Here is an 18,569-nt window from a genome sequence, read left to right as displayed (position 1 = left end):
TCGCTCCCCCAGTCACGCTGCGCGTGCCAGCCCCCTCGTCCGAGGGGGCCGAATCGGCCGGAGCGGCCGAAGCGGCGGAAGCGCTCTCCGGTTCCTCCTCGGGCACGAGGCTGTCCGAATCGGTCATGTACACACGGCCTTCGTCGCGGCCCACGTTGTAGACGGTGACGTCGGTGCCGGCGAACTCGGGCAGACGCAGGGTCTTGGCACCGAGGTTGGCGAGCGTCGGCGCGTTGCCGAGGCCGACCTCCACGTACTCCTCCACGCCGAGACCGCCCTGCGCGGCCTTGTGGAAGAGCAGCGACTGGGTCTCGATCCAGCGCACCGGGGAGGCGAACTGCCAGGAGAGCAGTTCGGTGAGCAGCAGGCGGCCGAGCTTCTGGTCGTCGGCGGCGTAGGAGTCCCACACGGCCGGATCGTCGAGCGCGGCCTTGATGCGCTCGGAGGGCACGACCTCGAGGATCTTCGCCGCGAACTCCTTGGTCATCTCGAACGGCGTGGCCACGAGGTTCGGGATGTAGCGGCCGACGAGGCGGCCACGGTAGTCGATGTATGCGGGAAGCAGCGCATCAAGCTTGTCGCGGAACTCCGGCACACCCTTCCTGAGCAGCGTGGAGTGGAACGGCACGTCGATGCCGGGCACGAGCATGAACGCCGGCTTGCCGCCCGCCTCCTTGGCGCGGCGGTTCGCGTCCGCCTGCAGCGCCTTGAGGCCCGCGATCGTGCCGGCGACCGCGTACTGCGCGCCGGCCAGGTTGTAGTTGACGATCTGCAGGAACTCGCCGGTCTTCTCGGACACGGATTCGACGTACGCCTTCACTTGCGAGTCGCCCACGCCGAACTGGTTCGGGCGAAGCGCACCCATGCGGTAGTTGGAGCGGCCCTGCGCGTCGCGCGGGATGAGGTGGTGCATCGTGGAGCCGCGGTGGAATACGAGTTCGAGCACGGTCTCCAGCGGGATCACGCCGGCGAACGCGGACAGCGCGTTGTATTCGCCAAGAGAGTGGCCGGCGAAGTAGGCGGGCCAGATGTCGCTGCCGGATTCGCGCAGGCGAGCGGTCTGCGCGAACGCGACGGTGGCGAGCGCGACCTGCGTGAACTGCGTGAGGTTGAGCAGGCCTTCCGGGTGGCGGTAGGTGACGCCGTTGGCGGTGAGCTCCTTGGGGTTGTCGCGCACGAGGGCGAGGATCGAGAACCCGAGCCTGTCACGGGTGAGCTTGTCGGCGCGTTCCCACACGTCGCGGGCGGCGGGCGACTTGGCGCGCTCGTCGAGGACCATGCCCTGCTTCTGGATGCCCTGGCCGGGGTAGACGAACGCGGCCTCGGGGGCGCGCACCAGGGCGGTGCCGCGGGAGACGAGCTGGCCGTCGATGCGGCAGGTGACCTCGAGGGCCATGCCGCCGTGGCGCACCTTGCCGACGCGTTCGACGGAGATCTCGACCTCGTCGTTCAGCTGGACCATGCCGTACATGTTGTAGGTCCAGCCGGCGATCTCGTAGTGGGAGCCCTTCTCGTCGGCCGCCTGCACCGCGTGCTGGGCGGTGGCGGACAGCCACATGCCGTGCACGAGCGGCGCGGCGAGGCCGGAGATCGCGGCGCCGCGCTTGGAGGTGTGGATCGGGTTGAAGTCGCCGGAGGTGCGGGCGAACGCGGTCATGTCGTTCGGCGCGGTCACCTTGACGCGGCGCAGGAGCCTTCGCGGAGTGGATTCGATTTCGTCGTGCTGCGCGTCGCCGAACTCCGGGGAGTCGACGGGCAGCGCGTCGGAGTAGACGCGGCCGCGGATCGCGAAACGTTCGGTCTCGCGGGCGAGCAGCGTGCCGTCGGCGGCGGTGTGGGTCACGTGGATGGTGACGACGCGGCCGGACGCGGATTCGAAGTAGTCCTCGGCCCAGGAGGTGAGCGTGACGGTCTCGCCGACGTGCTTCAACAGTTCATCCTCGGTCTCTTCGAGTTCGATGAGATGGTCGAGGTGGACGGCGTTGAGCAGACCCTCAATGACCGGATAGCCGTTCACGGACACGGAACCGAGCGCCGCGTAGATCGCCGGCCAGGCGGGGCCGACGAGCGCGTCCGGCGCGATGCGGGAGGCGCGCAGCGTACCCGGCAGGGCGCCGCCGGTAGCCGCCTCGTGGTCGTAGCCGAGGTTCGCGGAGAACGTGTAGGTGGCGTGCGCCTCGCCGAACGGACGCGAAGCGGCCGTGGCCGCGGTCTCTCCCCCAGTCACGCTGCGCGTGCCAGCCCCCTCGTCAGAGGGGGCCGAAATGGCCGGCATCGCGGTCAGCTTGTCGCCGGTGATGGCGGTGTTGCCGATGCCGGCGGTGGCGGCGAGCATCGCGTACACGTCCGGGATCAGCCGTTCGCGGTTGACGATCGGCATGCCGCCGGTCGCGTCGGTCGGCACGGTGAGCGGGATGACGATGTCGCGCACGGCGTGCTTCGACTTGCCGCCGTCCGGATCGTCGTCCCAATACGTGTCGAGATGGATGTCGAGGTCGTATTCGCCGTTCGCGGCATCCACGGCGCGGATCTCATAGTCCTTGTCGCCGAGCTTGGTGCCGTAGGCCGGGTTGTCGGTCACGTGGCCCACCCAGGAGATGTTCGGCGACTTGCGGATGAAGTCCTCGGCGTTCCCGGCCTCGCCAAGCGTCGCGTACGCGGTCTCGGAAACGGCGCCGGACTCCTTCGCGCGTTCCAGCGCGGCGGCCTCGAAACGGCCGAGGATGTCGGCCACCGGCTCGTCGACGGTGGTGATGCCGGCCACGGAGATCGGACCGGGGATGACGCGCACGGAATCCGCGGAATAACGCGGATCCTCGGACTGCCAGAGCTGATCCTGGCCCCACCAGCGCAGCAGATCGTTGTCGATGACCGGCACGAACGGCATCGGCTTCGGGTATTCGCGCACGAGCACCGGGAACCACGCCTCATCGGCCGGAGTGACCGTGAGCTCGGCGGCCTGCGAGTAGGCGGCGGCCAGCGCCTCGAGCGCGGGCGCCGGATCGGCAATCACGTCGTCGCGGGTCACGTCGAGCTTCGAATCGAACTCGCCGGAATCCACGTCGGCCACACGCGCCTCGATGCGGTGGAGCAGATGCAGGAAACGGTCGGCGTACGTGTCGTCCACCCACGGGTAGGCGAGGTCGGCGAACCGCTGCGCCCACTGAAGGTAGGTCATCGAGGCCAGATCGCCGAAGTACGGCTTGGCGGTGCGGTCCAGCGCGGCGATGATCTCGTCGCGGCGGGACTCGAGCTCCTCGGGGTGCTTCATGACGCGCACGAGCAGACGGCCGCACACGGCGGAGGCGTTCTCCACCTCGTAGATGTCGGCGTGCAGGTGGCTCAGACCGGACGCGACACCGCCCACAGACTTGCCGGACGGCACCCAGCGCTCGCCGGCGGGGGCGAACGGGTCGTCGGCCGCGCCGGACGCGGCGACGGTCTCGGCGGTGATGCCGGGGGTCTTGACGAGCAGCTGCTTGACCTCGGGGCTGGTGTGCGCCTCCTTGGCGGTCATGACGGCGGTGCCGACGAGCACGCCATCGACCGGCATGTCGGGCAGGCCGTAGGCGCGCGACCACTGGCCGGACAGGTAGTCGGCGGCGCGTTCCGGCGTGCCGATGCCGCCGCCGGCGACGAGCACGAGGTTGTCGCAGGCGCGCACTTCGGCGTAGGTGGAGGTGAGCAGGTCGTCGAGCGACTCCCAGCTGTGGTGGCCGCCGGCGGCGCCGCCTTCGACCTGCATGAGGATGACGGTCGGGGCGACGGCCTTGGCGATGCGGATCACCTGACGGATCTGGTCGACGGTGCCGGGCTTGAAGCTCACGTACGGCAGGCCGTCCTTCTTGAGCTGCACGACCAACGCCACGGCCTCGTCGAGCTCGGGCACGCCGGCGGAGACGACGACGCCGTCGATCGGCGCGCCGGACGCGCGCTTCTTCGGCACGATGCGGGAGGAGCCGAACTGGAGGTTCCACAGGTAACGGTCCATGAACATGGCGTTGAACTCGACGGTGCGGCCTTCGTCGAGCAGCTCCTCGAGCTTGGCGACGTGACGGTCGAACACCTCGGCGGTGACCTGGCCGCCGCCGGCGAGCTCCGCCCAGTAGCCTGCGTTCGCCGCCGCGGCGACGATCTCCGGGTCGACGGTGGTGGGGGTCATGCCGGGCAGCAGCACCGGCGGCTTGCCGGTGAGCTCGGAGAACTTGGTGACGAGGCGGTCGCCGGCGGGCGTGTGCGCCACGCGCGGGGCGAACGCCTTCCAGTTCTGGGTGCGCAGCGTCTCGGCCTCGGCCGGGTCGAGCGTGGAGAGGGCGGCGCGCTCGGCGAGCGTGGTCGCTTCGACGACGCCCACGCCGGTGCCTTCGACCACGTTGCCGATGAGCTTGCCGAGCGTGGAGCCCGGGCCCATGTCCACGATCCACAGTTTGGCCGGGTCGGTGTCGGTCAGGGCCTCGCGCACGCGGGCGGCCCAATCCACATGGTTGAGCAGCACCTCCTCGGCGAGCGCGCGGGCGCGGTCGGTGTCGAAGCCGCAGGCCTCGGCCCAGGCGATCGTCTGGTCGACGGCGGGCTTCATGAGCGGGGAGTGGAACGGCAGAGTCACGTCGAGGTATTCGAGCACGGGCGCGAACACGGCGCCGCCGCGCACCTTCTCCTCGCGCAGGGCGGCCTGCTTCTTGTGCTCCTTGGCGACTTCGACGGCGAAGGCGGCGAGGTCGTCCGGGAAGCCGGAGATCACGTGGTGGTCGTCCGAGTTGGTCACGGCGATGGCAATCGGTCCGCGCGGGTTGTTGACGCGGGCGGCGAGCGTCTCGACCTGGGCGCGGGTGGCGCCGCGCACCGACAGCATCGGCGTGGCCTCGCCGTGCAGCGGGTTCAGGGCGAGTTCGCGGGCGGCGCGCGTGCCGGCGGCGCCGATCAGGGCGGCGGTGGCGAGGATCTCGTCGATCTGGTCGCGGGCGGCTTCGATGGAGCCGATCCGTTCGATGGCCTTGGCCATGTGGACGGCGAGCACGCCCTGCGAGTGGCCGAGCACGGCGGCCGGCTTGGCGGCGGGCAGCGTGTAGCCGAGGTGTTCGAGGTCGATGAGCGCGCCGAGCTGGGTGAGGGCGATGCCTTCGACGGAGGCGGTGGCGTCGGCGGCCGCGCCGAGGCGGGCCGGGTTCGGCGTGAAGCCGAACAGGTCGACCGGGCGGCCGGTGGTGGCGAGCAGGTCGGCGTTCACCGGCGTGAGCTTCGTGTAGGCGGCGTCGACGTGCGCGTGCAGCGCCTCGGCGAGCGTCGGATCGGTGGTCTGGTCGGCGAGCGCGACCGGCCACGGCGTGGACTGGCCCGCGAAGGCGAGCGCGTGCGGCGTCTCGCCTGCGGCGAGCTGGTCGAGGAAGAATGTGCTCATTGGTGTTCCTTGTCTGTGTTCTTCTGTTGCGTAAGTCTGTATGCCCGCCCCCGCTGGCGGGGGCTGTCGGCGGTAGCCGACTGGGGGTGGTCTTCACGGAGGAACCACCCTCAGTCCCGCGCCTGCGGGACAGCTCCCGCCGGCGGGAGCGGGACCGCTACAGCGGCTGGTTGCCGTGGTGCTTGTCGTTCGGGCGGACGCGGCGTTTGCTGGCGAGCGTGCCGAGCGAGGCGACGATCGCCTCGCGCGTCTGCTCGGGGTCGATCATCGCGTCGATCTGTCCGAGTTCGAGCGAGAGGTTCGCGTTGACGGTGGTCTCCTCGTAGTCGGCGATGTACTTCGCGCGCAGCGCCTCCACGTCCCTGCCGGACGCCTTGGCCTTGGCGAGGTCGTGGCGGTGGATGATGTTCACCGCGCCGGCCGCGCCGAGCACCGCGATCTGCGAGCTCGGCCAGGCGAAGTTCATGTCGGCGCCGATGGCCTTGGAGCCCATCACGATGTACGCGCCGCCGAACGCCTTGCGCAGCACGACGGTGACGAGCGGCACCTGCGCGTTCGCGTACGCGTAGATGACCTTCGCGCCGCGGCGGATGATGCCCGCATGCTCCTGTTCGGCGCCGGGCTTGTAGCCGGGCGTGTCCACGAGGGTGACGACGGGCAGGTTGAACGCGTCGCACAGGCGCACGAACCGGGCGATCTTCTCGGAGGAGTCCACGTCGAGGATGCCGGCGTTCACGTTCGGCTGGTTCGCGACGATGCCGACCGGCCGGCCTTCGATGCATGCGAATCCGACGAGCGCGGACGCGGCGAACAGTTCGTGCACCTGCACGAACTCGCCGTAGTCGACGATGCAGCGGATCACGTCGAGCATGTCGTACGGCTGGCGGTCGTTGTCGGGAACGATGCGCGCGAGCCGTTTCGCGGTCTCGCGTTCGGCGCGCGTGGCGGCGTACGCGTAGACGGGCGGCTTCTCACCGCAGTTGGACGGCAGGTAGGCAAGCACGGTGCGCGCGTAGTCGATCGCGTCGGACTCGTCGGCGCCGAGGTAGTGCGCGACGCCCGACCTGCGGTTGTGGACTTCGCCGCCGCCCAGGTCGGCCATCGAGATGGTCTCGCCGGTCGCGGCCTTGACGACGTCCGGTCCGGTGACGAACATGTCGGAGTTCTCGCGCGTCATGATGATGAGGTCGGTCAGGGCCGGGCAGTAGACGGCGCCGCCCGCGCACGGCCCGAGGATGAGCGAGATCTGCGGCACGTAGCCGCTCGCCTCGCACGTCTTGCGGAAGATGCGCCCGTACTGGGTGAGCGCGGCGACGCCCTCCTGGATGCGCGCGCCGCCCGAATCGACGATGGCGACGATCGGCACCTTGAGCGCGATGGCCATGTCCATGAGGTGGCAGATTTTCTCGCCCTCCGCGGTGCCGAGCGTGCCGCCCTTGACGGAGAAGTCCTGCGCGTAGACGGCGACCTTGCGCCCGTAGACGAGACCGAAGCCGCAGATCACGGCCGCGCCCGCGTTTCCGGCGTTGATGTCACCGCCCTGGAAGCGGCCGATCTCCTCGAAGCTGCCGGTGTCGAACAGCAGGTCGAGGCGTTCGCGCGCGGTCTTCTTGTGCTTGGCGTGCTGCTTGTCGCGCGCGCGACGTTCGGCGTCGCGTGCGAGTTCGGCGGCCTTGACGACGGCCGCGCGCAGCGGCTGCCGGCCGTCCCCGGCGGCGACGCCGCGCTCGCCGCCCTGCTTCACGGCGTCGCGCACGGCGGGCAGTTCCACGATGTCGGTCATTCCGCGGCCTCCTTGTCCTTGTGGTCCACGTCGCCGGCCGAGCCGGACGCCCCAACCACGTCCAGCGTGACCAGCGTGTCGCCGGCTTCGACGCCGTCCGCCGGGCCGACGAAGATCTTCGTCACCGTGCCCGCGGCCGGCGCGTACACGTAGTTCTCCATCTTCATCGATTCGAGCACGACGATGAGGTCGCCCTTCGCGACGTCCTGGCCTTCGGCCACGTTGACGCGCGTGACGACGGCCTGCATCGGCGCGGCGATGATGCCGGACTTCGCGCCGTCGTCGACCGGACCGCGCGCCGTGCCGGCTCCGGCGTGCGCGCCGGAACCGCGCAACGGCTGCGTGGGGCGTTTCGCGCCGCGCGCCCGTGCGCCGCCGGTGAGGTTTTCGACGATGTCGAGCGGCACGGTGAGTTTGACGCGTTTGTCGTTCATTTCGATGACGAACGTCTCGGACGCGACCTTCGCGTCCGCGCCGGCGGCACCGGCCGCGCCGGCGAGCGACGCCGGCTGCCCGCCGCGCGCCGCGTTCGCCTCACGGTCGAGATACGTGCGTTCCAGCCATTTCGTGCTCACGTCGAACGCGTGACCGTGCTCGGCGGTGAACGCGTCGTCGCGGAAGATCTCCTTGAACAGCGGGATCGGCGTCGGCACGCCCTCGATGACCGTCTCGTCGAGCACGCGGCGCACGCGCGCCACGGCGGCGGCGCGGTCCTGCGCGGTGACGACGACCTTGCCCATCATCGAATCGAACTTCGGCGACACCGTGTCGCCTTCGACCACGCCCGTGTCGATGCGCACGCCGGGGCCGGACGGCCACACGATGCGCTCCAGCGTGCCGGAGGACGGCGTGAGGTTCGTGGCCGGATCCTCGGAGGTGATACGCAGCTCGAAGCTGTGGCCGCGCGGTTCGGGCGCGGGCGTGAGCTCGCCGCCGGCGGCGATGTTCAGCTGTTCGCGCACGAGGTCGAGGCCGCACACCTCCTCGGAGACGGTGTGCTCGACCTGCAGGCGCGGGTTCACCTCGAGGAAGTAGACCTTGCCGTTCGGCGTGACCATGAACTCGCAGGTGCCGAGTCCCGTGTAGCCGACGGTGGTGAACAGGCGTCGGGAGTATTCGACGAGCGTCTCCGTCACCTTGTCCGTCAGGAACGGCGCGGGCGCCTCCTCGACGAGCTTCTGGTTGCGCCGCTGCAGCGAGCAGTCGCGCGTCGAGTAGACGGTGAAGTCGCCGTGGGAGTCGCGCCCGGACTGCGTTTCGACGTGTCGCGCCTTGTCGATGAACTTCTCGATGAAGTATTCGTCGAGGTCGCCGCCTTCGAGCGCGTCGTGGTTCGTGTAGAAGCGGCGCAGCTCCTCGTCGTCGCGCACGACGGTGATGCCGTGCCCGCCGCCGCCGTCGGTGCGCTTCATCATGATCGGGTAGCCGTGCGTGTGCGCGAAGTCGAGCAGCGTGCGGATGTCCTTGACCGATTCGGACAGGCCGGGCACGGGCGGCACCTTGGCGCGCAATGCGACGCGGCGCGCGGTGATCTTGTCGCCGAGCTCGGTGAGCGCCGAGTGGTGCGGCCCCACCCAGATCGCGCCGGCCTCCTCGACCTTGGCGGCGAAGGACGGCACTTCGGAGAGGAACCCGTATCCGGGGTGCACGGCGTCCGCGCCGGAGCGCTTCAGGATGTCGATGAGCAGGTCCTCGTTGAGATACGTGTCCTGGTAGGTGTCGCCGGGCAGCAGGTACGCCTCGTCGGCGAGCGACACGTATTGCGCCCCGCGGTCCTGTTCGGCGTAGACGGCCACCGTGGCGATGCCCATCTCACGCGCGGTGCGGACCACGCGCATGGCGATTTCACCACGATTGGCGATAAGTAGTTTCTTGACGGATTGCCCCATACCGTCAGATTCTGCTCTTCGAAACTGACGGTTTCAATCAAAACGTCTACAAAACGTGATGCGAACTTTTGTTACCTTCCACAAACGTCACCGTAGCTTGACGGTCCTATCCTCGGTTGCAACACCGGCGGTGGCCCTCGACCACCGCGCCGGAAAGGCCGCGGATCATCCGGCGGCCGGGCGGAATCCGCCGTTCGGATCCGCTCTTTCACGAGAAGGGAACCATCATCATGCAGTCCAACACCCCCACGCCGGCCGCGCAACCGTCCGCCGCCAAGTCCGTCTCCGTCGCGCGCCGCGTCGCCGCCGTCTCCTGGAAGCCGGCACTGTTCGCCGTGCTCATGTGGGTCTCCGCCGCCGCGGGCGAGATTCCGATTCCGGGCACGCCGGTGCCGATCACGTTGCAGACGTTCGTCGTGATGCTCGCCGGCCTCATGCTCACGTGGCGTCAGGCGGGCGCCGCCGTCGCCGCGTATCTCGCGGCCGGCGCGGCCGGTCTGCCGGTGTTCGCCGGCGGCGCCTCCACGATGGCGCTCGTCGGACCGAGCGCCGGCTTCCTGCTCGGCTTCCTGCCGGGTGTGGTCGTCATCGCCCTGATCAAGGGCAAGACGGGCGCACACGGTGCGAAGGCGACGTTCCTCGCCGCGCTGCGCTACTTCGCGGCCGCGTTCCTCGGCGGCGTCGTGGTCGTCTACGCGTTCGGATTCCTCGTCCAGTCCGCGCTGACCGGCGCGCCGATCGCCGTCGTCGCCATCGCCTCGATGGGCTTCGTGATCGGCGACGTCGTCAAGGCCGCCGTCGCGTCCCTCGTCGCCGCCGGTCTGGCCAAGCTCCGCTGACACCCATTGGCATCGGCCCCCTCTGACGAGGGGGCTCCCGGCGAAGCCGGGTGGGGGAGAGACCGCGGCCGCAGGCTGGAGGAAACGGAATCGGCCGTAGGCCGATGCGATATCCCCGCGGCCTACGGCCTCTCCTCTGCTCTCCCCCAGTCTCACTACGTTCGACAGCCCCCTCGTCAGAGGGGGCCTAGTCATATACCGCTTACTGCAGCAAGCCCACTTCGCTGGCGAGGAGGGCGCGTACGGCACCGTCCCCCGTACGCACGCTGATCGACGCGTCATCGTTCAACGCGATCACCTCGCCGTGTACGGCGCTGCCGTCGATGAGCTGCGCGTCGACGGTGCGTCCCATCATCCAGCACACGTGGCGCATCTCGGCGCGCAGACGCCCCGCCTGCACGAGCGGCGCGGCGATGAACGCCTCCAACCGGGAACGCATCGACTCGACATACCGCGCGATGATGAGATCGCGCAATGCATCGACCGGCGGCAGCGGCCCCACGTTCATCTGCAGCGACGTGGCCTGGGCCGTGGGCAGGTGGTCGGCCGGCATGAACAGGTTCAATCCCGCGCTGAACACGAGGGCGCGGCGGTCGGGATCCCCATGCAGCGGCATCACCTCGGCGACCGTGCCGCCCAGCTTCAACCCATGGCAGTACAGGTCGTTCGGCCATTTGAGCTGGAACCCGCACTCATCATCGAACGGGCGGGCGCCGCAATCATCGATGGCACCCTCCAACGCGTCCAAGAGGGACAGTTCGGCGATCATCGCCAGCCATCCGTTGACCATCTCGTCGTCCGCGATTGTCTCGGGAATCACGCTCACGAACGTCGCGGACAATGATCTGCCCGGCGCCGTGATCCACTGGCGTCCGAATCTGACCAACGCGTTGCTCAGATAGTCGGCGGTGATCACGGTGACCGGCAGCTCCCCCTCGCCGCGTTCCAACACGATTTCGCCGCGTTCGAGCATGCGCCGTGCCTCGGCGTGCGTCGAATCCATATCCGCGACCGACACGACCTTGTCCGCGATGCGCCTCGTATGCTCCAGCTCCGATGCTGCGACCTTCAACAGTGAAATCATGCCCACCACCATACGCCCCGCCTCCCCCAACCCCTATCTCGGCGCGATTATGGTGCGCAAAACATCTGTTTTGCGCACCATAATCGCGCCGAGAGGTGAGTTGACCGACAAGGATGGGCCGACGATAGAATACTGCCCTATGAGTGACGTCACGAAGAATCCCTCCCCGGAGCACCGCCCCATCGACCGCATCGGCATCGTGGCGCGGTGGGCGCTGGCCGTGGCGGCGGTGCTGTGGCTCTCCTGGTGCACGGCCGTCGGCCCGTTGTATTGGGAGGATTCCTCGATCGCCGCGTTCAATTGGCTGAACGCGTTGTACGGTCTTCTCGCCTTCGTCATCTACATGACCATCATCGTCGTGTTGGTGCGCGTGGGCAGACGGGAGCCTCCGCTCGGCTGGCATACGGACCGCGCGACCGGCGAGCGCACGCCGCGCCGCATCCTGCCGGAGCGGCTGCGTCGGCGCCATTCCCGAATCCCCGCCGACACGGAATCCAGCGACGCCGCCCCAACCGGCACCACCGCATCCGACGGCACCGCTCCCGAAACAAACGCATCATCCAAGCAAGACTCCAGCGTACCGACCACCCGTCGCGCGCGGTGGTGCGCCCGCATGCGCACCACCGCGGCGCACACGCGGGCGTTCCTCTCCCGCTGGATCGTGCGCCTCACCGACCGTCGCTGGAAGCTGTGGACCATCTTCCTCGTCGGCTGGCTGTGGGCGCCGACCACGCTGTTCGCCGCGTTCGGCGCGGACCTGCGCAGCCAGGCGCGCGAGTTCAGTTGGGCGTGGAACCAGTGGACCGGCTTGAAGCAGCCGTACATCGGCTTCTTCTCGTTCGCCCCGATGGACATCTACCCGACCGCCCACTACCTGTGGCCCACCGACCCGACGTATCTGACCGACCAGCACAACATCGTGCTCACCCTGTTCTACGGGTCGACGATGGCCGCGAGCCGGTACCTGACCGGGTCGAACGACTGGGGCGTGATTGCGCTCGCGGCGGCCCAGTTCCTGTTCGCCGTCTGCTGCACGGCGGCGACCGCGCACCGCTTCCTCAACCTGCCGTGGATGCGCCGCACCGACGTGCGCACGGCCCGGCGCGACTTCGCGCACCCGGAGCGCGGCAGCCAGTTCCGTCCACGCGCGTTCGCCCGTCCCGAACGTGGCATGCGCCCCGCGCTGCCACCCGAGGCGGCGCACGCGGACGTGCGGCTCGCGGTGGTCGTGTTCTTCCTCGTCTGCCCGATGGCCGTGTTCTCGACGATCTCGCTGACGAAATCCCCGCTGTTCGCGTTCGCGTTCCTCTGGGCGTTCGGATTCTGGTACGAGCTCCACGCCCTCGCCGATGCCTCCCGAACCAACGCCTCCCGAACCGACGCATCCGGCACCCGCACCGCCAAGCCCCTTATCCTCCGTCTCCCCCGCCGCACGCTCGTCGCGTTCACCGCGGCGAACGCCATCATGCTGATCTCCGCGAAATACGCGTGGTACGTGCTGCTCTTCGAGTTCGTGCTCGCCATCGCCGCCGACCGCCGCCGTTGGGCCACCTACGTGGTCGCGATCCTCCTGCCGACGATCCTCATCCACGGCGGCATCTCGATGGCGATCTCCTCGGGCGCGATCATCGGCGGCGACCCGATCGAAAGCCACGGCGTGCAGTTGCAGATGATCGCCCGCGTCGCCGAACGCGCGCCGGAGACGATCCCCGAATCGGCGCGCAAGGAGCTCGCACCCGTCTTCAACCTCGACCAGATGGCCGACGCGTACTTCCCGCAGGACGCTGACCCGGTGAAATCCTCCGGCATCCAGTCGAAGAAGGTGAGCTACCGCTGGCGTTCCGTCAAACCCGACGACATGAAGAACTTCAACAAGGCATGGCTCGAGATCGTCAAGGCGAACCCGGTGGTGGCGATGGACGCGCTGATGGCGAAATGCTACGGCTACTTCGACATCGCGGACCTGCCGTACGTGTCGATGAACTACTACGTGGACAGCGACTACGTGCAGAAGAACTCGACGTGGCTCAAATACGTCAACCACGCCTGGCGCGAGCGCGTGGCCACGTTCGCCGACTCGTGGGGCGCGATCCCGGTGCTCGGCTGGGTGACGCACGGCAACTTCTATGTGATCCTGACGTTGCTCATCGGCGCGGCCGAGGTGATCCTGAAACGGTGGCGCTCGCTCGCCTGGCACCTGCCGCTGCTGCTGCTCATGGGCGTGATGATCACCGCGCCGGCGAACAACTTCGAACGCCACATGCTCCCCGTCGCCTTCTGCTTCGCCTTCCTCTGCCTCACCTTCCACCGCGATTCGCGCGACACAGATAGCAGCGTCACCGTCGCCACCGGAGCCCGCCCATAGGCATATAGCCGTCCGCGCGCCGGGCTCCGCCGCTCCGGCCATACGGGTTCATCCCGATTGGACGACGATGTCATCCTCCGGATGACAGGTTCTCTCCCGCAACCTACCGGAACGCCATACGGTGGAAACGTCACACGGACGTGACGGATACGGCGAGGGAGAAGATTCACGATGCACAGGAAAACAATCTCCAAGACCTCCAAGACCTCCTCCGCCACCACGTCCAAGCCCGCCCGCACCGGCGTCACCGTCTCCGTGATCGTCCTGCTGGCGGCGCTGCTGCTGTCGACGGGAGTGGCCGGCGGGTTCCTGCTCACCCGCTCGCGCATCCCCCAGTCGTTGGAATCCTCCACGCCGGCCGGTTCGATGACGGTCGCATCCACCCGGTTCGACGATTCCCGTTCCGTCCAACTCACGCTGACGCTCGGCGCCTCCGCGACCGTCACCTCACCCGTGTCCGGCACGGTCACCTCGTCGGATTGCGCGACGAACGCGACCGTCGCATCGGGCAGCGCCCCAATCGCCGTGGACGCCGTCCCCCTGCTCGCGCTCAACACCGCCACCCCGCCGTACCGTCGTCTCGCGAGCGGCACGCAGGGACCGGACGCCCGCGCGTTGAACGACGCGTTGCGCGCGCTCGGCTACGCCGCCCCCGATTCCGACTGGTTCGTCTGGGATTCGATCGTCGCCTACAACGCGCTCGCCGGCAATGTGGGCGCGCGCCGCATCACCAAGGACGACGGCTGGGCCATCGACCCCTCGTTCTTCATCTGGCTGCCAGCCGCCGCCGTGACCGTCGCCGACTGCCGGATCGCGGTCGGCCGGCAGGCCACGCAGGGCGCGGACCTGTTCGCCACGTCCGGCGCGCCCGTCAAAGCCACGTTGCCCGCGTCCCAGTCCGGCGCGCAATCGTCGGGCGCGGTCGCCGGCGACCGCATCCTCACCGTGAACGGCCAGGACTTCCCCATCACCGCCGGTACCGCCGAAATCACCGACGCGGCGACGCTCGCCGCGATCGCCGCCAGCACCGAATACCGTCTCGCCTCGCTCGGCGCCGGTTCCGGCGGAGGCAACAGCGGCGGCGCATCCGGTTCCGGCGGCGGCACCGGAACCGGCGAAGGCGGCGCGCTCCAGGTCTCGTTCACGTGGCGTCTCGCGAATCCGATCGAGTCGATCACCGTGCCGCCATCCGCGCTCTACCGCACGTCGGGCGTCACCGCGTGCGTGAGCGTCACGGGCAAGCCCACGCCGGTCACGATCATCGCCTCGCAGCTCGGCAAGACGATGGTCTCGCCCGACGGCGTCGATCCGTTCACCACGGTCGACGTCGCCCCCACCACCAGCAAGCCGTGCCGGGAGTAACGCCATGAACACCGACACCGTCATTCCGGCCGATACCGTCACCGCAGCCGACACCGCCGACACCGCTGCCGACACCGTTCCCGCCAAACGCGTCGTCCTCACCGACGTGGGCCACACCTTCGACCCGACCGGCGAGGACATGCTCTTCCGGCATCTCACTGTCACGCTGCTCCCCCGGCACGTGTACGCGCTCACCGGCCCGTCCGGCTCCGGCAAGTCGACGCTGCTGTCGATCATCGCCGGCTGGACCGCGCCCGCGCAAGGCACGGTGGAGCGCATCGGCTGCGACCGCGTCAACTGGGTGCTGCAGAACCCGCATGGCGTGGCCCGCCGCAGCGCCATCGACCATGTGTCGCTCCCGTTCATCGCACGCGGAGAAAACCGCCACGATGCCGAATCGCACGCGCTCGGCCTGCTCTACGCGTTCGGTCTCACGCGGCTCGCCTTCAAGCCGTTCAGCGACCTGTCCGGCGGCGAGGCGCAGCGGCTCATGCTCGCCCGCGGCGTGGCCAGCGGCGCCGACCTGATGCTCGTCGACGAGCCGACCGCGCAGCTCGACCTCACCACCGCCGCCACGGTGAACGAGCGTCTCCACGCGTTGTCGCTCGGCGGCGCGATCGTCGTGGTCGCCACGCACGATCCGCGCACGCGCGACGCATGCACCGACCTCATCGACCTCGGCGACTGGCAGTGACCGGCCGTGACCGGCAGCAGGAGGGCATCATCATGAACCAGCCGAAACAGTCGCGACGACAACCGCGGAAGCAGCGCGAACGGTCCCATCCCCGCATGCGCCTCGCCGGAGTCCTCGACGAGGCCGTGCGCAATCTCGCAACCGGCACGTCGCACGCGTGCGGGATGGCCCTGACGCTCGCCTTCCTGCTGCTCCTGTGCGCGGGCGCGGACCTCATGGCGATTACGAAGATCCAGCGCGAGGCGGACGCGTTCGTCGCCGCGGGCGGTTCCACCACCGTCATCACATATACGGGCCGCATCGACGGCACCGCGTGCGACCGTCTCGCCTCGCTCGACGGCGTCATCGCGGCCGGCGCGACGCGCGCCTCGCAGACGAAACTCACGTTCGCCGCGTTGCCGTCGACCGGCGTGCCCACGTATGAGGCGACGCCGGGCGCGATCGGCCTGTTCCGCAACAGCACGACGGGCGGGCGCGAGGCAAGACCCACGACGTTGAACGACGTGAACGGCGTATGGCTGTCGGGCGAGGCGGCGGCGCCGCTCGCCGCCCACGCCGGCAGCCGTCTCGCGTTGCGCGACGAGCGGACGCTCGACGTCGCCGGCGTCTACGACTGGCCGGACGACGGGCGGCAGAGCGGCTACTCGTATGCGGCGGTCACGCCCGTCCCCGCGGGGTACGGCGGCCTGTTCGACCAGTGTTGGGTGAAATCGTGGCCGGTCCCGGAGAACATCGAATCGTTGCTGCGCGTCACGACGGTCGGCGATGCGACGGGCACGCAGGAACGTCCGATGGTCTCGCAATTGAACACGTCGCGCGGACGCACGTTCGACGCGGCCGCGATGTACCGCGGGCGACTCACCGTATGGGCACCGATCGTGGCCGGCGTGGTCGCGCTGATCGCCGGATTCGTCTCCATATGGCGGCGACGGTTGGAGCTCGCGTCCGCGTTGCATTGCGGCGTGCCGAAACCGGCGATGGTCGTGCAGATCCTCGTCGAGACGGCCGCGTGGGCGATCGCCGCGACGCTGATGAGCGTGGTGGAGTTCACCTGGACATGGTTGGAGAACACGGCCACCGACGCGGCGGTGCTCACCACCGCGCTGCTGCGCGTGCCGGCCGCCGGGTATGCGGGCGTGATGACGGGCGCGCTGATCGGCGCGCTCCTGATCCGCGAACGCCACCTGTTCCGCTACTTCAAGACCCGCTGATCACCGATTCCCCTGTTCCCCCTTGCGGAATCGGCGATTCCCCTGCTCCCCCTGTGAGGGGGAGCTGTCGGCCAAAGGCCGACAGAGGGGGCCTCCCCGCGCCCGCACTCACTACACTGGAGACATGACTGATTTCCTGGACCTGCTGACGAGCGCCGCCGAAGCCGACGATGACGACGGTTCGGCCCGCGCCCGCATGGAGCGCGTCACGTTCGAGTCTCTGACGTCCGGATTGTCCGACGATCGCGTCGCGTCGCTGTTGCGTGTACTCGGTTTCGACGGCGGATTCGCGTGCTTCGCGATCGCGGGACGCCCGGCGGCCACCGTCGAGGCGACGATGCGCGGCGTGACGAAGGCGGTCGTCGACCTGGGCGGCGGCCTGCCGCTGGTCGGCGTGCGTGACGGCGTGGTCGCCGCGCTGATCCGCGTGGAGGCGGCGGTCAGCCCCGATGTGACGTGTACGGCGGTCGCGGGCGCATTCGATGCGACGGCGACGCCGTTGTGCCTCGGTCCGGTGCGTCACGGCGTATCCGGCGCGAAGTCGACGTTGATCGCCGCGCTGACGACGTTGTGCGCGGCCCCCGCACTGGTCGTCGGGCATGGTACGGACGTGACGGCCGCGGATGCGGCGGCTTCGGGTGCCGCGGGAACCGCGGGTGCGGTGGCTTCAGGCATGACGGCCGCGGGGACCGCCGGCGGACGGAAGTCCGTTGCCGCCGCCGGTGCCCGGAACGGCGGAAAGACGCGGGGTGCCGCCGCCGGGAATGTGGGCGATGCCGGCACCGCCGCGGGTTCCAGCGCGATGACGACACTCGCGCGCAAACGGATGCTCACGCCGTTGCGCGCCGAGGATGCGCTGCCAGAGCGCGCACTGCTCGGCGATGATGATGCACGACGCGAACTCGTGGATGTGGTGTACGGTTCGCTGGTCAGCCACGGTGCCGACGATCCGACGATGATGACGGTGTCCACGTTCCTCTCGTCCGGAGGATCATTGGAGACCACGGCGCGCACGCTCAACGTGCATCCGAACACGGTGCGCTACCGTCTCAAGCGCGCCGCCGACACGACCGGCTGGGACGCGACCAACCCCCGCGAAGCATATGTGTTGACCACAGCCATAGCCCTAGGCCGCATCAACGCCAAGTAGCACGCGTGGTGTGTGTCCTCCCGCCGGCGTGGGCGTGGCCTTGCGTGTTCCTCCCGCTGGCGGGAGGTGGCGCGCGCAGCGCGTCGGAGGGTGGTCCGGGGGTTGGCGGTCGGCTCCGGGCCGGCCGTCGGCCGGTGCCACCCCCACCCGGCTGCGCCGGGAGCCCCCGCCGGCGGGGGCGTGTTGTCCTCCCGCTGGCGGGAGGTGGCGCGCGGCACGCGCGTCGGAGGGTGGCCGTCGGCCCGCGTGGCCGGGGTGTCCGGGTATGACGAAGGCCCTTGGGAGCTGTGCTCGACCAAGGGCCTTCCTTATCGTGTGGTGCGGCGGCGTGCTACTCTCCCACATCCTCTCGGGTGCAGTACCATCGCCGTGCCAGGTCTTAGCTTCCGGGTTCGGAATGGGACCGGGCGTCTCTCCTGGCTATGACCGCCGCAAATCTTCAATTATCAGGGTTTCATATCCCTGATGGCTGGTGGTTTGGGGACCGGATGGTGGACGCTATGCTGATCGTCTTGTCGTGACGTCACGGTTGCTCCGTGTCGCGTGTATTCGCAGAAAGAGGTCGATGCCGTCCCAACATGGTTGGGATGTGTGTGTCGCGCTTCCCCGTTAGTACCGGTCGGCTCCACCCCTCGCGGGGCTTCCACGTCCGGCCTATCGACCACGTGTTCTACATGGGGGGTCACGGCTCCGAAGAGCCAGGGAATACTTATCTTGGAGCGGGCTTCCCGCTTAGATGCTTTCAGCGGTTATCCCTTCCGAACGCAGCCAACCGGCGGTGCCACTGGCGTGAC

Annotated in this window: 9 protein-coding genes, 2 rRNA genes and 1 pseudogene; 6 read left to right on the top strand and 6 right to left on the bottom strand. The window is 69.0% G+C overall.

Going from position 1 to position 18,569, the window contains the following annotated elements; genetic code table 11:
* Positions 1-69 precede the first annotated feature (69 nt).
* The 3 genes and pseudogenes from BSTEL_RS12985 to BSTEL_RS04955 all read right to left on the bottom strand — a co-directional run.
* Positions 70-5,398, bottom strand: a pseudogene (locus BSTEL_RS12985) (fatty acid synthase subunit beta domain-containing protein); the annotation flags it as partial.
* A 157-nt stretch (positions 5,399-5,555) separates the two neighbouring features.
* Positions 5,556-7,181: an acyl-CoA carboxylase subunit beta gene (locus tag BSTEL_RS04960; protein WP_034527913.1), complete on the bottom strand. Its 1,626-nt coding sequence runs from the start codon at positions 7,179-7,181 to the stop codon at positions 5,556-5,558.
* Positions 7,178-9,070, bottom strand: a complete 1,893-nt coding sequence (locus BSTEL_RS04955; protein ID WP_034527911.1) for an ATP-binding protein — start codon at positions 9,068-9,070, stop codon at positions 7,178-7,180. Before BSTEL_RS04955 ends, BSTEL_RS04960 begins: the two co-directional genes overlap by 4 nt.
* Before the next feature lie 230 nt (positions 9,071-9,300).
* On the opposite strand from BSTEL_RS04955, the gene BSTEL_RS04950 reads away from it, so the two are divergent.
* Positions 9,301-9,909: a biotin transporter BioY gene (locus tag BSTEL_RS04950; RefSeq protein ID WP_034527908.1), complete on the top strand. Its 609-nt coding sequence runs from the start codon at positions 9,301-9,303 to the stop codon at positions 9,907-9,909.
* A 202-nt stretch (positions 9,910-10,111) separates the two neighbouring features.
* Here the strand turns inward: BSTEL_RS04950 and BSTEL_RS04945 are convergent, their stop codons facing one another.
* On the bottom strand, positions 10,112-10,993 hold the full coding sequence (locus BSTEL_RS04945) for a biotin--[acetyl-CoA-carboxylase] ligase (RefSeq protein WP_034528418.1): 882 nt from the start codon (positions 10,991-10,993) through the stop codon (positions 10,112-10,114).
* A 139-nt stretch (positions 10,994-11,132) separates the two neighbouring features.
* Between BSTEL_RS04945 and BSTEL_RS04940 the strand changes: the two genes are divergently transcribed.
* The 5 genes from BSTEL_RS04940 to BSTEL_RS12325 all read left to right on the top strand — a co-directional run bounded on the left by BSTEL_RS04940 (position 11,133) and on the right by BSTEL_RS12325 (position 17,775).
* Complete coding sequence (locus BSTEL_RS04940) at positions 11,133-13,358, top strand: DUF6020 family protein (RefSeq protein ID WP_051922861.1); 2,226 nt, start codon at positions 11,133-11,135, stop codon at positions 13,356-13,358.
* 171 nt (positions 13,359-13,529) lie between these two features.
* Entirely contained in the window at positions 13,530-14,720 is a 1,191-nt protein-coding gene (locus tag BSTEL_RS04935) for a hypothetical protein (RefSeq protein ID WP_051922860.1), read from the top strand.
* A gap of 4 nt (positions 14,721-14,724) precedes the next feature.
* Positions 14,725-15,414 carry an ATP-binding cassette domain-containing protein gene (locus BSTEL_RS04930; RefSeq protein ID WP_084686122.1) on the top strand — a complete coding sequence of 230 codons (690 nt, stop codon included), beginning with the start codon at positions 14,725-14,727 and terminating at the stop codon, positions 15,412-15,414.
* A 32-nt stretch (positions 15,415-15,446) separates the two neighbouring features.
* Complete coding sequence (locus tag BSTEL_RS04925) at positions 15,447-16,625, top strand: hypothetical protein (protein ID WP_156963171.1); 1,179 nt, start codon at positions 15,447-15,449, stop codon at positions 16,623-16,625.
* Positions 16,626-16,749: 124 nt separating this feature from the next.
* The gene (locus BSTEL_RS12325; protein ID WP_034527906.1) at positions 16,750-17,775 is read left to right on the top strand and encodes a helix-turn-helix domain-containing protein; all 1,026 of its coding nucleotides are present in this window, start codon (positions 16,750-16,752) and stop codon (positions 17,773-17,775) included.
* Between the two features lie 318 nt (positions 17,776-18,093).
* Here BSTEL_RS12325 and rrf read toward each other — a convergent pair.
* Positions 18,094-18,209: ribosomal RNA gene (gene rrf / locus BSTEL_RS04915) — 5S ribosomal RNA — on the bottom strand.
* Between the two features lie 155 nt (positions 18,210-18,364).
* A 23S ribosomal RNA gene (locus BSTEL_RS04910) occupies positions 18,365-18,569 on the bottom strand; the annotation flags it as partial.

The sequence above is a fragment of the Bifidobacterium stellenboschense genome, assembly GCF_000741785.1.
Classification (GTDB): Bacteria; Actinomycetota; Actinomycetes; order Actinomycetales; family Bifidobacteriaceae; genus Bifidobacterium; species Bifidobacterium stellenboschense.
This window is presented reverse-complemented; position numbering and strand designations above follow the sequence as displayed.

Coding starts and splice junctions, on each gene's coding strand:
- BSTEL_RS04935 (WP_051922860.1), top strand. CDS start 13,530: ATGCACAGGAAAACAATCTCCAAGACCTCCAAGACCTCCTCCGCCACC.
- BSTEL_RS04960 (WP_034527913.1), bottom strand. CDS start 7,181: ATGACCGACATCGTGGAACTGCCCGCCGTGCGCGACGCCGTGAAGCAG.
- BSTEL_RS04940 (WP_051922861.1), top strand. CDS start 11,133: ATGAGTGACGTCACGAAGAATCCCTCCCCGGAGCACCGCCCCATCGAC.
- BSTEL_RS12325 (WP_034527906.1), top strand. CDS start 16,750: ATGACTGATTTCCTGGACCTGCTGACGAGCGCCGCCGAAGCCGACGAT.
- BSTEL_RS04925 (WP_156963171.1), top strand. CDS start 15,447: ATGAACCAGCCGAAACAGTCGCGACGACAACCGCGGAAGCAGCGCGAA.
- BSTEL_RS04950 (WP_034527908.1), top strand. CDS start 9,301: ATGCAGTCCAACACCCCCACGCCGGCCGCGCAACCGTCCGCCGCCAAG.
- BSTEL_RS04930 (WP_084686122.1), top strand. CDS start 14,725: ATGAACACCGACACCGTCATTCCGGCCGATACCGTCACCGCAGCCGAC.
- BSTEL_RS04955 (WP_034527911.1), bottom strand. CDS start 9,070: ATGGGGCAATCCGTCAAGAAACTACTTATCGCCAATCGTGGTGAAATC.
- BSTEL_RS04945 (WP_034528418.1), bottom strand. CDS start 10,993: ATGATTTCACTGTTGAAGGTCGCAGCATCGGAGCTGGAGCATACGAGG.